Below are 15329 nucleotides of genomic sequence, written 5' to 3' on the forward strand. Positions count from 1 at the left end.
TGCAGGAACCGAAACAGCCCGGCACCGCGATGCCCTCATCCGCTCATTTGCCGACCGTTGCCTGATTGGCGTGGTTTCCGCCCCAGTCGTCGAAGCTGCTGTACACGACCGTGCCGCCCGTGATGCCTGCGCCGGCCGCGCCGGTCAGCGGAAACGACGCCGTTTCGCCGGGACGCACGAAACCCACTCCGGCTTCGAACGTCGCGCCATTCGCGCGCAGCGCCACGCCGCCGAGGTTGACGACGTAGGGCGTCGGATTGGCGGCCTTCAGCACGATCCCGTGCTTCGCATCGGCGGCGAGCGACCACACGAGTCGCCCCGGCGCATCCGTCGCATTGCCGGGCAGGCCCTCGGGCCGATACATCAGCTTCACGCGCGTGCGAAACGCGATCTGCAGGCGGTTGCGGTCGTCGTCGGCCGCTGCTTTCGGCGGAACGTCGAGCACGTTCAGCCAGAACAGCGATTCCTTGTCGGCCGGCAGCGGTTCGCCCGTGTAGAAGATCCGCAGCGTCTGCCCCCTGCCGGCCTCGAGCCGAAACACCGTCGGCGTGATCACGAACGGCACATCGATCCGGTCCGGCGACGCCAGTTCGTCGCCATGGTCGATCCAGGTCTGCACGAGCGCCGGCAGTTTCCCGTCGTTCGCGAGTTGCACCGTGACTTCCTTTTCGTTCGCCGAAAACACGACGCGCGTGCCCGACAACGTCACGCTCGCCTGCGCGCACATGCCATGCAGGACCAGCGCCGTCAGCGCAAACATTCGATACAGCGTGGCGATTTTCACGATCGTCATCTCCTTATGATTCGCAATCCGAAACGATGGCCCGCAGAACATGCCCGACCATCGTTTCAACCGACGCCTCGCAGGCGCCGGCTGCATCACTCAAAGCGGGATGTGCTCAGGGATAGATCAGCGAGTACGTGACGAACGAGTTCGCCGAACCGCCGGTCGCGGCGCCGGTCGCGACATACTCCGCCGTGTACTGAAGCGTCGCGGTGCCAGCCGTCGTATCGATGTCCGCGACCTGCGAGTTCTGTCCCGTGCTCTCCGTACCGACCTTGATCGCCTCGTACTTGTCGTTCAGGATGGCGATTTCGACGTTCTTCGCCGCATCGGCGCCCGTCAGCATCAGGCGGCCCGTTGCCAGGTTCACGCTCGACCCCGGCTCGAACGCCACCGACACCTTTTTCACGGGCGCCGGAACGACCGTCTCACCTTCGGTCTTGTCCGTCGTACATCCCGTCAGCGTCAGCTTGAACGGCGTCCGGCCTGCGGTCGCGCCGGCTTGCGTAAGCTGGTTGGACGACGCCTTCGGCAGCGTGACCGTCAGATTGTTCGTACCGCCGTTGATCTTGCAGGTCGACGCGACCACGGAACCCGTGAAGTTGATCGTACCGTCCGATGCGTGCGCGGCATTCATGGCCGCAAACGAAAGACCCGCGAGCGACAGCAACATCGTGATTTTTTTCATATCTGATTTAATTCTCATGTGACAAGTTAATGCCGTAAATTGAAATTCCGGCCATAAAGGAAAACCGATTCGGCAACCTTTGAAATATCCTCTTAAATTTATCTCTCGCATTCCCCCAATAAAATTCAGACAAAACTTCCCCCGCCCGGCCATTCGGTCGGGTCCGATTAATTCCCTTCAATCCCGCTAACAGTCGAAGCGACTCGCGCTCGATTCGTCGATCAGGTCAAGACAGGTCGCGCAGCGGATCAGCTCGATGTCGCTCTTCACCCCGAGTTTTTTCATCGCGCTCGTCTTCTGCGCGCTGATGGTCTGCTTCCCGCGCTTCAGGCGCTCGGCGATCTTGATAACGGACAGCCCGGACAGGTAGAGCCGGATCACCTCGATCTCGCGCGGGGACAGCTTCGCCGCCCGCCGGTTGCCGCTCACGTCTGCCGCTTCGAGCGACCGCGAAATCAGCGGCGACAGGTAGTTACCGCCCCCGTAGCACACGTGAATCGCGGTAACGATGTGACCAATGTCGTCGAACTTGCTGACAACGCTAGCGACGCTCCGGTCCAGGATCGAGCTGATGATCACTGGATTCTCGTGCGTCACCAGCGTGACGATGCCGATCTTCGGATAGGTGCGCCGCAGATAACCAAGCAGCGCCAACCCTTCCATCTGCCCGTTGCCGCGCATTGCGTAATCGACCACCACGACATCGCATCCCGCATGCGTAAGCGACGTGATCAATTCATCCGCGCTCCTGCACACGTAAATCAGATCGATTGCGTTGGCGTTGCCCGCGATATGCTCCATGCCCGCAAGCGACAATGGCCGGTCACTTGCAAATGCCGTCCTGATGCTGAACCGTCCCATTTGAAATTCCTGCCGATCATAAAAATGCCGTCATTCGCCTTCGACACCCAGTATTTAAATACTCGATACCATCAAGCTAGATTCCATGATTGATATTTTAAAAATTGCTTACAGAAATGAATATGAGACCAATGCCTGATCTAGAACCCCGCCATTAGGATTAGTCTTATATTTGACAAAATGTGACACTTGGACGGATGAGCGATCACGCCGGCCCCGGTTCGGCTCACGGCTTGGTACGCCGGGTCGTCCCGAGTATCCTTCGATCATGCGCGTAGCCAGCGACACGCGCCTTCCTTCTACACACGCGTACATCACCACCCATGGATTTCGACGTCATCGTTCTAGGCGCAGGCATCGTCGGCGTCTCCGCAGCACTGCACCTGCAGGATCGCGGCCGCAAGGTCGCCCTCGTCGATCGCGGCGCACCCGGCGAAGGCACGAGCTTCGGCAACGCGGGGCTGATCGAGCGCTCGTCGGTCGAACCGTATCCGTTCCCGCGCAGCCCGTTCACGCTGATGCGCTATGCGCTGAACCGCTCGACCGATCTCTACTGGCACAGCGCGTCGCTGCCCGCATTCGCGCCATGGCTTGCACGTTTCTGGTGGGAATCGGCGCCGCTGCGTCACGCGGCAGCGTCGCGCGACATGCTGCCGCTGATCGAGCGCTGCATCGTCGAGCACGACGCGCTGATCTCGCGGGCCGGCGCCGGCGAGCTCATCCGCGCAAACGGCTGGCTGGAAGCGTTCCGCACGCCGGCCGCATTCGAACGCGGCGTGGCCGACGCCGGACTCACCGCGCGCCGCCACGGGCTCGGCATCACGCCGCTCGATGCCGCCGCGCTGCGCGTGCACGAACCGAGCCTCGCGCCCGGCTTCTGTGGCGCGCTGCACTGGCTCGATCCGAAAAGTGTCGTCGACCCGTCAGCGCTCGTCAAAGCGTACGCGCAACTCTTCGTGCAAGGCGGCGGCACGCTGCTGACGGGCGACGCCGCAAGCCTCGAAGCGCGGTCGCCGGGCTGGCAGGTCAGGACGCAGGACGGCATGGCCGCCGCGCCGGCCGTGGTCGTCGCGCTCGGGCCGTGGTCCGACACGGTGTTCGGCAAGTTCGGCTACAAGATCCCGCTACGCGAGAAGCGCGGCTATCACATGCACTACGCGCCGTCCGCGCGCGGCGTGCCGTCGGCGCCGATCGTCGATCGCGAATACGGTTACGTGATCGCCCCGATGAAGCGCGGGCTGCGGCTGACGACCGGTGTCGAAATCGCCCGCCGCGGCGTGCCGCCCACCGGCGTGCAGCTCGAACGCGCGGAACGCGTCGCGCGGCCGGTGTTCGGTTTCGGCGAGCGGCTCGACCCGCAACCGTGGCTCGGCTTCCGGCCGTGCACGCCCGACATGCGCCCGGTGATCGGCCCCGCACCCGCGCATCGCGGGCTGTGGTTCGCGTTCGGGCACAACCATCACGGGCTGACACTCGGCCCCGTCACGGGCCGCCTGCTGGCCGAGATGATGACGGGCGAAGCGCCCTTCACCGATCCGGCGCCGTATCGCGCGGATCGCTTCTGACCAGACAACAGGCACCGCATCAACGCGCGCTCAGTCGAGCGCGCGGCCGAAGATGCGGATCACTTCGTCGAGATGTTCGGCCATCGCGCGGCGCGCGGCGTCCGGGTCGCGTGCGCGGATCGCGTCGAGGATCGCGCGATGTTCCTGTTCCGACCGGTGCGGCATGTCGTTCGGCATGTACAGCGACTGCAGCCGCTGGAACATCAGGTCGTACTTGTGCGCGAGCAGCTGCTTGATCATCAGCGCATACGCGGCGTTGTCGCTCGCTTCCGCGATGCGGATATGAAACAGCCGGTCGCCCGGATGCGTGAGCGAGCCGCTGCGGTTGTCTTCCTGGTTGCGCAGGAACGCCTCGTGGATCCCTTCGATCTGCTCGTCCGAGCCGTGCTTCGCAGCCAGCGACGCGGCTTCCGGCTCGATCAGCCGGCGCGCCTGCAACAGCGCGAACGGCGGGATTTCGGTATCGAGGTCGAGTGCGATGCCGAGCTCGGGATCGATCTCGATGATCGTGAACGGCGCCGCCTTCTCCGCAAGGACAGGCGCGGGTTCGGGTGCGGCGGCCGTTTCGGGGTGGCGCACCTTCACGCCGTCGCCGACGCGCACGCTCACGAGGCCGCTCACTTCGAGCGCGATCAGCGCCTCGCGCACCGACGTGCGCGACACGCCGAACTGTTCGGCCAGTTCGCGCTCGGGCGGCAGATAGCTGCCCGGCGGAAAATCGCCGGACTCGATCATCGCACTGAGCTTGTCGGCGATCTGCTGGTAGAGACGGCGGTTCTGAATCGGCTGGATGGACATACGTTGATGCAGGTGATCGGTTTCGTTCCGGACGGTCTGACGAATCGAACAGACCGTTCGCGCCTATTTTATATGCCGCGCTTCACCGCGCCCGGCGGCACCGCGTAGCAACGCGCGGCGGTACCGCCCCACAGCGCGTGGCGCTCGGCCGCCGACAGCCGCGACTCGGCCCAGCGCTCGACGATCGACGCGACTTCGTCATACGACGCGGCCAGCAGGCACACGGGCCAGTCCGACCCGAACATCAGCCGCTGCGGGCCAAACGCGTCGAGCGCCGCGTCGAGACACTGCTCGATATGTCGGACGTCCTTCCCGCGCAGGCCGCGCCGCCAGTCGGCCTCGGTCACGAGCCCCGACAGCTTGCACGCGACATGCGGCAGCGCGCCCAGCTCGCGCAACGCGGCACGCCAGCGCGCGAGTGCGGTGTCGTCGCGCTCGAAATCGGCAAGCGCGGGCTTGCCGACATGATCGAGCACGAGCCAGTGCGCGTCGTGCCGCGCGCAGAAGGCCTGCACGTCCGGCAACTGGCGCTCGAACACGAGCACGTCGTACACGTAGCCGTGCGCCTGCAGCCACGCGACGCCGCGGTTGAAGCCCGGCTCCGCGACGAACGCGCCAACATCGGCTTCGTCCTGCACCTGGTGGCGGAAGCCGCGCAGCTTCGGGCTGCGCCATTCGGCGATACGATCCGCGAGCTGCGGTGCCGCGAGATCCTCCCAGCCGACCACCGCCGCGATACGCGCATCGTCGCGTGCGAGTTCGAGCAGGAATGCCGTCTCGTCGCGCCCGGCGCGCGCCTGCACCGCGATCGACGCGCCGAGCGCCTGCGCATGCATCAGCGGCCACAGCGCGTCGGGCAGGTAGTCGCGTGCGAGCACCCCCATCCCGGCGCCGATCCACGGGTAATCGGCGGCGCGATAGCGCCAGAAGTGCTGATGCGAATCGATGCGCACTGCGCCCATGATGCCCTCGTGTCCGGTCGCGACGGCGGCGGCGGCGCGCGCCACCGCCGCTCGACGCAACGTTCAGTCGTACAACACCGCCGCGATCTTCGGATCGTCGATATTGGTCTTGTCGTACCAGTAGAAACCGGTATCGATGACCTTCGGCAGCTTCTCGCCCTTGATCGCCTTCACGGCCGCCTCGACCGTCTTGTAGCCGATCCCGATCGGGTTCTGCGTGATCGCGCCGGCCATCAGCCCGCTGCGGATCGCATCCTTCTGCTGCTTGCCGGAATCGTACCCGACGATCACGACCTTGCGCTTCATCTCGCGCACGCCGTTGACCACGCCGATCGCCGAGCCTTCATTGGTGCCGAACAGCCCCTTGAGCTTCGGATACGCCTGCAGGATCGACTTCGTCACCTCGGTCGACTTCAGCTGGTCGCCTTCACCGTATTGCACGGTCACGATCTGCACCTTCGGATGCGCCGCTTTCATCCGTTCGAGAAAACCGTCGCGGCGGTCGATCCCGGTGCGGCTCGTCTGGTCGTGCGCGACCACGGCCACCTCGCCTTCGTCGCCGATCAGCGCGGCGAGCTTGTCGGCGGCAAGCGACGCGGCGGCCTTGTTGTTGGTCGCGGCCGTCGTCACCGGGATGTCGCTGTCCACGCCCGAGTCGAACGCGATCACCGGGATCTTCTCGGCCTGCGCCTTTTTCAGGAGCGGCAGCGCAGCCTTGCTGTCGAGCGCCGCGAAGCCGAGCGCGGCCGGCTTCTTCGCGATCGCGGCCGACAGCATGTCGATCTGCTTGTCGACCATCGCCTCGGTTTCGGGGCCTTCGAACGTCACCTTCACCTTGTAGTCCTTCGCGGCCTGCATCGCGCCCGCTTTCACGGCCTGCCAGAACTGATGCTGGAAGCCCTTCGAGATTAGCGGGATGTAGGTTTCCTGCGCGTGCGCGCCGGCCGTGACGCCGACGGCGAACGTCAGCCCGACGATCGCGTTCAACACCTTGCTCCTGATCACTTCGCGTCTCCTTTTTTCGTATCGACTGGAACGACTGGAACACCGGCCGGAACCGGCTTTGAAGCGCATGCCTGCGCGGGTGCGTGTATCAGCGGCGGCGCCGGCGCAGGATATCGACGTAGACGGCCAGAATGATGATCACGCCCGTCACGACCGTCTGCCACTCCTGCGCGACCGACATGATGCGCAGGCCGTTCGTCAGCACGCTCATGATGAACGCGCCGATGATCGTGCCGACGATGCTGCCTGCGCCGCCCGACAGCGACGTGCCACCGATCACGACGGCCGCGATCGCATCGAGCTCGTAGCCCTGCCCGAGCGCGGGCTGCGCGGAATTCAGCCGCGACGCGATCAGGAGCCCGGCGATCCCGCACACTGCGCCGCTGAACGTGTAGACCGCGATCTTCCACGCATCGACGTTCACGCCCGACAGCCGCAGCGCTTCCTCGTTGCTGCCGAGCGCGAACGTGTAGCGGCCGAAGATCGTGCGGTTCAGCACGATCGACGCGCCGATCGCGACGAGGAACAGGATCAGCACCGCGTTCGGAATCGGCAGCGCGGGAATCAGGTTGCCGATCAGCGAATCCTGCGCGATCGACGTGAAGCCCGGCGTGTCGTTGAAGTAGATCGGCCGCGTGCCCGAGATCACGAGCGACAGCCCCTTGAGCAGCATCATCATGCCGAGCGTCGCGATGAACGGCGGCACCTTCATCTTCGCGATCACGAAGCCCGACACGCTGCCCGACAGCGCGCCGAAGCACAGCGCGGCCAGGATCCCGAGCGGCAGCGGCATGCCCCACTTCGTCAGCACGACGCCAGCCATCACCGCGCAGAACGTCATCAGCGTGCCGACCGACAGGTCGATGCCCGACGTGATGATCACGTAGGTACAGGCGACGGCCAGCACGCCATTCACCGCGGTGGCCTGCAGGATCGCGACGAGGTTGTCGACTTCGAGGAAGTTCGGCGACGCGAAGCTGAAGAACACGATCAGCAGTACGAGGCTCGCGAACGCGAGCAGCTTCTGGCGCGCGGCCGGGTTGAAGAAGCGCGACTTCAGGCTCGATGCACCGGCCGGCGTGTCGCCGGAAGCAAGGGGCGGGACGGGATGCGTATCGTTGGACATGATCGTAGGGGCTGAATCAGGACAATACGGTCGACTCGCGCTGCGTCGCGAGCTGCATGATCTTTTCCTGCGTGGCGTCGGCCGCGCGCAATTCGCCGGTCACGCGGCCTTCGCACATCACGAGAATCCGGTGGCTCATGCGTAGCACTTCCGGCAACTCCGACGAGATCATCACGATCGCCTTGCCGTCGGCGGCGAGCGCGTCGAGCAGCTTGTAGATCTCGCTTTTCGCGCCGACGTCGATGCCGCGCGTCGGCTCGTCGAAGAACAGGATGTCGCAGTCGCGCAGCAGCCACTTCGCGATCACGATCTTCTGCTGGTTGCCGCCCGACAGCAGCCGCGCCGGCTGCGCGACCGACGGCGTGCGGATCGCGAGCTGCCGCACGTACGACTGCGCGGTGTCGCGCAGCGCGCGCGCATCGAGAAACACGCCGCGGCGCACGAAGCGGCGCAGGCTCGACAGCGCGATGTTGTTCTGCACGTCCATCCCGACCGCGAGCCCGAAGTGCTTGCGATCTTCGGACAGGTAGCCGATGCCGTGCTTCACCGCATCGGCCGGCGTGCGGATCGTCACGGTCTTGCCGTGCACGCGGATCTCGCCCGCGTCGACCGGATCCGCGCCGAACACCGCGCGCGCGACCTCGGTGCGGCCTGCGCCCATCAGCCCCGCGAAGCCGAGGATCTCGCCGCGCCGCAGCGTGAAGCCGACATCGCGGATCGCGCGGCCGCGCGACAGCCCGCGCACTTCGAGCGCGACGTCGTTCGCGGACGTATCGGGCGGCGTGCGGGATTCGGTGGCGAGCTGGCGGCCGACCATCATCGCGATGATCGCGTCCATCGACGTGTCCGCCATCGGCACGGTCGCGACGTACTTGCCGTCGCGCATCACGGTCACACGATCGGCGATCTGGCGCAGCTCGTCCATCTTGTGCGAGATGTAGACGATGCCGACACCGTGTGCACGCAGGTCGCCGATGATGCGGAACAGCTCGGCGATCTCCGCGTTGTTGAGCGCGGCGGTCGGCTCGTCCATGATCAGCACGCGCGAGTCGAACGACAGCGCCTTCGCGATCTCGACCATCTGCTGCTTCGCCACCGTGAGCCGGCCGACCGGCGTGCGCGGGTCGAGATCGAGCCGCATCCGCGCGAAGATCGCGGCCGCGTCGCGGTTGAGTGCCGCTTCGTCGACGAACACGCCGAAGCGGCCGCGCGGCTCGCGGCCGATGAAGATGTTCTGCGCGACGCTCAGGTGGTTCATCAGGTTCAGTTCCTGATGGATGATGCCGATCCCGAGCGCCTGCGCGGCGCGCGGATCGGCGATCTCCACCGCGCGGCCGTCCATCCGGATCTCGCCTTCGTCGCGCGGGTAGACGCCCGCCAGGATCTTCATCAGCGTCGACTTGCCCGCGCCGTTCTCACCCATCAGCGCATGCACTTCGCCGGCACGCAGGTCGAAACGGCAGTCGTCGAGCGCCTGCACGCCCGGGAAGCGCTTGCCGATGCCGGTCAGCACAATCAGCGGCGGCGTATTCGGGTTCAGGTCGGGTTGCATGGATCGCCGCCCTTAGCCGATCGCGCGGTCGAGATGCGTATAGCCGCCGTCGACGAACAGCCACTGGCCCGTCGTGTGCGAGGCGCGTTCGGACAGCAGGAACACGGCCGTATCGGCAATTTCCTCGGCCGTCGTGAAGCGCTTGCCGAGCGGCACCTTGCCTGCGATGGTGGCGAGCTTCGCGTCGGGATCGTCGAAGCCGGCGAGCCAGTTCCGGTACAGCGGCGTCATCACCTCGGCCGGGATCACCGCGTTCACGCGCACGCCGTCGTCGCGCAGCGCGACCGCCCATTCGCGCGTCAACGCGAGCTGCGCGCCCTTCGATGCGCAATAGCCGCTCGTGTTGCCCTGCCCGGTCACGGCTGTCTTCGACGAAAGGTTGACGATCGCGCCGCGCGCCGCCTTCAGGTGCGGCACGCAGTAGTGCGCCATCACGTAGTAGTGGATCAGGTTGCGTTCGAGCGACGCGACGAACGCATCGCGACCGGCATCGAGCCCGATGCTGTCGTTGACGCCCGCGTTGTTGACCAGGCCGTCGAGGCGGCCGAAACGCGCGATCGCTTCCGCAACCGCGTCGCGGCACTGCGCATCGTCCTGCAATTCGACCGAGAGGCACGCGGCCTGCGGTTGCTTCTGCACGAGTGCACGCCAGAACGCATCGTCGGGCGCTTGGCGCGCGAACACCACCGGAATCGCGCCTTCGTCGGCCAGCCGCATCGAGATCGCGGCGCCGATACCCGACGCGCCGCCGGTCACGATCACGACCTTGTGTTGCAGATTCAAATCCACGTCGCGTCTCCGTCGTTCATGTTGTCGGCGCGCATGACGCGCGCCGCGTGCGGCCGTACTTCAGCCGCGGAACCGGTATTGCTCCAGCGATTCGGGCTTCATCTCGATCGAGAAACCGGGCGCCGTCGGCGGCATGTACGCCGCGCCGCGCACCACGCACGGCTCGACGAAATGCTCGTGCAGATGATCGACGTACTCGGTCACGCGCCCTTCCTTCGTGCCGGAAATGCACACGTAGTCGATCATCGACAGATGCTGCACGTACTCGCACAACCCGACGCCGCCTGCATGCGGGCACACGGGCAGCCCGTACTTCGCGGCCATCAGCATCACCGCGAGAATCTCGTTCACGCCGCCGAGCCGGCATGCATCGATCTGCACCACGTCGATCGCGCCGCGCGCGATGAACTGCTTGAACAGCACGCGGTTCTGGCACATCTCGCCGGTCGCGACCTGCACCGGCGCGATCGCGTCGCGAATCTTGCGATGCCCTTCGACGTCGTCGGGGCTGGTCGGCTCCTCGATGAACCACGGCCGCGCGAACGCCAGCTCGCGCACCCAGTCGATCGCTTCGTCGACTTCCCACACCTGGTTCGCGTCGATCATCAGCTGGCGGTCCGGGCCGATCACCTCGCGCGCGATCGTCACGCGGCGAATGTCGTCTTCCAGGTTCGCGCCGACCTTCAGCTTCACGTACTCGAACCCGGCTTCGACGGCTTCGCGGCACAGCCGCCGCAGCTTGTCGTCGCTGTAGCCGAGCCAGCCGGCCGACGTCGTGTAGCACGGGTAGCCGTCGCGCTCGAGCAGCGCGATCCGTTCGGCCTTGCCCGGCGCCTGCCGGCGCAGCAGGTCGAGCGCTTCGTCCGGCGTCAGGCAGTCGGTCAGGTAGCGGAAGTCGATCGCGCGCACCAGTTCCTCGGGGCGCATGTCGGCCACGAGCCGCCACAGCGGCTTGCGTTCGGCTTTCGCCCACAGATCCCACACCGCGTTGACGACAGCACCCGTCGCCAGATGGATCGCGCCCTTGTCGGGGCCGATCCAGCGCAACTGGCTGTCCGACGTGACGTGGCGCCAGAAGCGGCCCATGTCCGCGCGGATCCAGTCGAGGTCGAGGCCGACGACGAGGTGACGCATCGCGTCGATCGCCGCGCAGCAGATCTCGTTGCCGCGCCCGATGGTGAACGTGAGCCCGTGACCTTCGAGCCCGTCACGGTCGGTTTCGAGCACGACGTAGGCCGCCGAATAATCGGGGTCCGGATTCATCGCATCGGAGCCGTCGAGCTGGCGCGAGGTCGGGAAGCGCACGTCGAGGACGCGCATCGATCGAATGATAGGCATGGCGAACCGTCCGTTAAAGGAAATCAGGCCTGCACGGTGCGCTGGCGTTGCTCGCCGAGCCCGTCGATGCCGAGCGTGATCACCTGTCCGGCGCGCAGATAGACGGGCGGCTTCTGCCCGAGGCCGACGCCCGGCGGCGTGCCGGTCGAGATCACGTCGCCCGGCTGCAGGCTCATGAAGCGGCTCAGGTAGCTGATCAGGTGCGGCACGCGGAACACCATCGTCGCGGTCGTGCCGTTCTGGTAGCGATGGCCGTCCACGTCGAGCCACAGCCGCAGCCCATGCGGATCGGGCACGTCGTCGGCCGTCACGAGCCACGGGCCGAGCGGCCCGAACGTGTCGTTGCCCTTGCCCTTGTCCCACGTGCCGCCGCGTTCGAGCTGGAATTCGCGCTCCGACACGTCGTTCACGACGCAATAGCCGGCGACGTGCGACAGCGCGTCGGCTTCCGCGATATAGCGGCCGCCCTGGCCGATCACGACGCCGAGCTCGACTTCCCAGTCGGTCTTCTCCGAGCCGCGCGGAATCTCGACGTCGTCGTTCGGCCCCGAGATCGCACTCGTCCACTTGCCGAACACGACGGGCTCCTTCGGTACGTCCATCCCCGATTCGGCCGCGTGGTCGGAATAGTTGAGCCCGATGCAGATGAACTTGCCGACCCGGCCGACACACGCGCCGAGCCGCGGCGTGCCTTCGACCCGTGGCAGCGACGACGGCGGAATGTCGCGCAGCCGCGCGAGCGAGGCCGGCAACAGCGCGTCGCCGGCAATGTCGTCGATCACGCCGGACAGGTCGCGGATCTGGCCCTGCGCATCGAGCAGGCCCGGCTTTTCATGGTGTTTGTCGCCAAATCTGAGCAGTTTCATGTCGTCTTGAGCGGAACCGGAAAGTGAAAGGAAGGCCTGGTCAGTTTGACCAGCCGCCGTCGATCAGGTGAATCGCGCCGGTCGTGAACGACGCTTCGTCGGACGCGAGGTACAACGCGAGCGCGGCCACTTCTTCCGCGCTGCCGATGCGGCCGATCGGCTGGCGCGCGACGAACGCCTGGCGCACCTCGTCGGTCGACACGTGGCGCGTGCGCGCCTGGTCGGCGATCCGCTGCTCCAGCGACGGCGATTCGATCGTGCCCGGGCAGATCGCATTGCAGCGGATGCCCCGCTCGACGAAATCGGCGGCGACCGCCTTGGTCAGCCCGATCACGGCCGCCTTGGTCGTGCCGTACACGAAGCGGTTCGGCACGCCCTTCACGCTCGACGCGGCCGATGCCATGTTGACGATCGACGCGCCGCCGGCTTCGAGCATCGCGGGCAGCAGCGCGCGGATCAGCCGGTACATCGACGTGACGTTCAGGTTCAGCGAGAACGCCCATGCGTCGTCGTCGCAGTCGAGGATCGAGCCGTGGTGCACGAAGCCCGCGCAGTTGAACAGCACGTCGAACGCGCGTTCGCTCGCCGCAAGCGCCGCGACGTCCTGCGCATCGGTCACATCGAGCCGCCGCGTGGTCAGCCGGCCGCCCGCGCGTTCGGCGTCGGCCTCGAGCCGCACGAGCGCGGCTTCGTTGATGTCGGTCGCCAGCACGTTGGCGCCCTCGCTCGCGAACCGCAGCGCGGTCGCGCGGCCGATGCCCTGCCCGGCCGCCGTCACCAGCGCGCGTTTGCCCTGCAATCTCATGAGCAACTCCCCCGAAAAAGCCGGCCAGCCGTCGGCCGATTGGCACAAAGGACTAAAGGTCCAACCAATCATAGGAAGTGATTTCGCGTTTGTCACGGAATCGGGATTCAGTATTTACCCGGGCGGGGAAATCGGGCGGTTGAGCAGAGATTCGGCGTTCGACGGTGCCCGGGAGCGCGTCCAGGGATTCGTACAATCCCAATACCGGCGGGCTTCCTGGCCGGTTGACAGCACACGCCCGGCGCGGCAGCCCGCCAAACTGACAAAAAAGTCATGTTCTCGTCAGGGTCTCAACGGGGTGCGCACGCCATCATGACGTACCGGACTGCGCTTCCGGTCCATCGCCACCCCGCCCGCGTTCGATCCCTGCGGGCACCTCCGTCCCCCGGCGATGGGCTCCGTGACTGGGCGAGCAGACACGGCGCGCAGGCCGATTTTCCGCCCCGGACTTCGTGTCCGGGGCGTTTTTGTCTGTGGTTTCCAAAGAAAATAAGCGTGGATTGTTTCTAAATCGGCAAAAGGTAATTTGAGCCAGACAGGATGTTTTTTCCGGTCACAGACGCTTACATTTAGCGCACCACTCATGGAAACCGCTACGGATTCGCCATCGGGTAGTGACATCCACTGCCACGGCCGAACCGCACGAGCTTTAGGAAACGGCAAAATGAAGGCCTCCAAATCCCTGCCTGCGCTCGATCCCGCCGACGTCCACGTCGAAATCCTCGAACGTTCCGATACGCTGCTCGTCGTCCGCTGGGTCGAACCCGGCCGCTGTCACTACGGTGAACAGCGCTGGCGCCGCCGCTTCGCGCAACGCACCGGCACCTGCGCGCTGTCGCGCCAGGTGATCCACCGCGGCGACGAAGTGTTCCGCCCGGCCGAACGCCCGGCACCCGCGAACGCGGCCGCGATGATCTCCGCCGCCGAAGTGCTCGCGCTGGCCGGCGGCAGGTAAATCCTGCCGGCCGCGCGTCAGCGCACGCGGCACCACACGATGCGCCGGCCCTAGAAGCACCGGTCTAATTCCCCCGCTTGTCTGCCACGCCCGCGCACACTATCGTTACACCACTCAATGTAACGATTACGCGCCGCGGCCGCCCGGTCGCGCCGATGGAGGCAGACATGCATGCATGGAGCGCGCGCCACGTCCCGGCGCAAGGCGGCAAGGTTGCGGTCGTGACCGGCGCCAACAGCGGGCTCGGCTGGCAACTCGCGGAAACGCTGGCCGCGAAAGGCGCGACGGTCGTGATGGGCTGCCGCGACGCCGGCCGCGCCGCGCAGGCGGCCGACGCGATCCACCGGCTCCATCCCGATGCCCGCGTCGAAGTCGACGCGCTCGACCTCGCCGATCTCGCGTCGATCGCACGCTTCGCGGCAGACGTGGCCGAACGCCATGGCCGCGTCGACATCCTCTGCAACAACGCCGGCGTGATGTTCCTGCCGCGGCGTCAGACGCACGACGGCTTCGAGATGCAGTTCGGCACCAACCACCTCGGCCATTTCGCGCTGACCGGCCATCTGTTGCCCGCGCTGCGCGCCGCGCGCCGGGCGCGCGTCGTGACGATGTCGAGCGGCTTCAACCGCGGCGGCCGGATCCGCGTCGACGACCTGCGCGCCGAGCACCGCTACAACCGTTATCTCGCCTATTGCGACAGCAAGCTCGCGAACCTCGTGTTCGCGATCGAACTGCAGCGCCGGTTCGAGCGCGCGGCATTCGCCGGGATCAGCGTGGCCGCGCACCCCGGCTATGCGGCGACCAACCTGCAGTTCGCGGGCCCGGCGATGGACAGCTCACCGGCGCGCGCCGCACTGATGCGCGCCGCGAACCGTTATCTCGCCCAGCCGGCCGACCAGGGTGCGCTGCCCGCGATTCATGCGGCAACCGCGCCCGATCTCGCGGGCGGCGCGTATCTCGGGCCGTCCGGCTGGTTCGAGTCGCGTGGGCTGCCGGCGCCCGCGAGCGTGCCGCGTGCGGCGCGCGACGTGGCCTCGGCGGCGTTGCTGTGGGAAGCCTCGGAAGCCGCGACAGGCGTGCGTTTCCTCAGTTCGGGCGCGCCGGCCGGACGCTCACCGGGACGACCTTTCGACACGACAGCCGAGGCGCGCTGAAACACGCATCGTCCCCCGTCATAATCGTCACACTTATTACGCCAACCGAAAAGAAAGCCAGTTGAAAGCCTGATTTGACGC

General features: G+C 66.3%; 15 protein-coding genes. 3 read left to right on the top strand and 12 right to left on the bottom strand.

Annotation, left to right across the window (positions count from 1 at the left end; all coding sequences use genetic code 11):
* Positions 1–43: 43 nt before the first annotated feature.
* The 3 genes from LGN19_RS08200 to LGN19_RS08210 form a co-directional block, all read right to left on the bottom strand.
* Positions 44–793 carry a molecular chaperone gene (locus LGN19_RS08200; RefSeq protein WP_413227198.1) on the bottom strand — a complete coding sequence of 250 codons (750 nt, stop codon included), beginning with the start codon at positions 791–793 and terminating at the stop codon, positions 44–46.
* A 106-nt stretch (positions 794–899) separates the two neighbouring features.
* Positions 900–1472 (bottom strand): fimbrial protein, encoded by a 573-nt coding sequence (locus tag LGN19_RS08205; RefSeq protein WP_226213915.1) that lies wholly within the window; start codon positions 1470–1472, stop codon positions 900–902.
* A 186-nt stretch (positions 1473–1658) separates the two neighbouring features.
* Positions 1659–2333, bottom strand: a complete 675-nt coding sequence (locus tag LGN19_RS08210; RefSeq protein WP_226213917.1) for a response regulator transcription factor — start codon at positions 2331–2333, stop codon at positions 1659–1661.
* A 323-nt stretch (positions 2334–2656) separates the two neighbouring features.
* Between LGN19_RS08210 and LGN19_RS08215 the strand changes: the two genes are divergently transcribed.
* A complete protein-coding gene (locus LGN19_RS08215) occupies positions 2657–3898 on the top strand; it encodes an NAD(P)/FAD-dependent oxidoreductase (protein ID WP_226213919.1) in 1242 nt (413 codons plus the stop codon).
* A gap of 30 nt (positions 3899–3928) precedes the next feature.
* On the opposite strand, the gene LGN19_RS08220 is transcribed toward LGN19_RS08215, so the two are convergent.
* The 9 genes from LGN19_RS08220 to LGN19_RS08260 all read right to left on the bottom strand — a co-directional run bounded on the left by LGN19_RS08220 (position 3929) and on the right by LGN19_RS08260 (position 13139).
* Complete coding sequence (locus LGN19_RS08220) at positions 3929–4696, bottom strand: FadR/GntR family transcriptional regulator (protein WP_174956007.1); 768 nt, start codon at positions 4694–4696, stop codon at positions 3929–3931.
* A 68-nt stretch (positions 4697–4764) separates the two neighbouring features.
* The gene (locus LGN19_RS08225; RefSeq protein WP_226213920.1) at positions 4765–5658 is read right to left on the bottom strand and encodes an amidohydrolase family protein; all 894 of its coding nucleotides are present in this window, start codon (positions 5656–5658) and stop codon (positions 4765–4767) included.
* Between the two features lie 63 nt (positions 5659–5721).
* On the bottom strand, positions 5722–6663 hold the full coding sequence (locus LGN19_RS08230; RefSeq protein ID WP_174956009.1) for an ABC transporter substrate-binding protein: 942 nt from the start codon (positions 6661–6663) through the stop codon (positions 5722–5724).
* A gap of 88 nt (positions 6664–6751) precedes the next feature.
* Positions 6752–7789 (bottom strand): ABC transporter permease, encoded by a 1038-nt coding sequence (locus tag LGN19_RS08235; RefSeq protein WP_226213922.1) that lies wholly within the window; start codon positions 7787–7789, stop codon positions 6752–6754.
* 16 nt (positions 7790–7805) lie between these two features.
* Positions 7806–9341: a sugar ABC transporter ATP-binding protein gene (locus tag LGN19_RS08240; RefSeq protein ID WP_226213923.1), complete on the bottom strand. Its 1536-nt coding sequence runs from the start codon at positions 9339–9341 to the stop codon at positions 7806–7808.
* 12 nt (positions 9342–9353) lie between these two features.
* Entirely contained in the window at positions 9354–10130 is a 777-nt protein-coding gene (locus LGN19_RS08245) for an SDR family oxidoreductase (RefSeq protein WP_226213924.1), read from the bottom strand.
* 60 nt (positions 10131–10190) lie between these two features.
* Positions 10191–11468: an L-fuconate dehydratase gene (locus LGN19_RS08250; RefSeq protein WP_226213926.1), complete on the bottom strand. Its 1278-nt coding sequence runs from the start codon at positions 11466–11468 to the stop codon at positions 10191–10193.
* A 23-nt stretch (positions 11469–11491) separates the two neighbouring features.
* Positions 11492–12334, bottom strand: coding sequence for an ureidoglycolate lyase (locus tag LGN19_RS08255; RefSeq protein WP_122947807.1), 843 nt, complete (start codon positions 12332–12334; stop codon positions 11492–11494).
* Positions 12335–12374: 40 nt separating this feature from the next.
* The gene (locus tag LGN19_RS08260; protein ID WP_174956013.1) at positions 12375–13139 is read right to left on the bottom strand and encodes an SDR family oxidoreductase; all 765 of its coding nucleotides are present in this window, start codon (positions 13137–13139) and stop codon (positions 12375–12377) included.
* A gap of 664 nt (positions 13140–13803) precedes the next feature.
* Between LGN19_RS08260 and LGN19_RS08265 the strand changes: the two genes are divergently transcribed.
* Positions 13804–14094 (top strand): DUF3331 domain-containing protein, encoded by a 291-nt coding sequence (locus LGN19_RS08265; protein WP_039366241.1) that lies wholly within the window; start codon positions 13804–13806, stop codon positions 14092–14094.
* Positions 14095–14261: 167 nt separating this feature from the next.
* Complete coding sequence (locus LGN19_RS08270) at positions 14262–15248, top strand: oxidoreductase (protein WP_226213928.1); 987 nt, start codon at positions 14262–14264, stop codon at positions 15246–15248.
* Positions 15249–15329: the final 81 nt, after the last annotated feature.

Source organism: Burkholderia sp. AU30198 (genome assembly GCF_020419825.1).
In the GTDB taxonomy this organism is placed as follows: domain Bacteria; phylum Pseudomonadota; class Gammaproteobacteria; order Burkholderiales; family Burkholderiaceae; genus Burkholderia.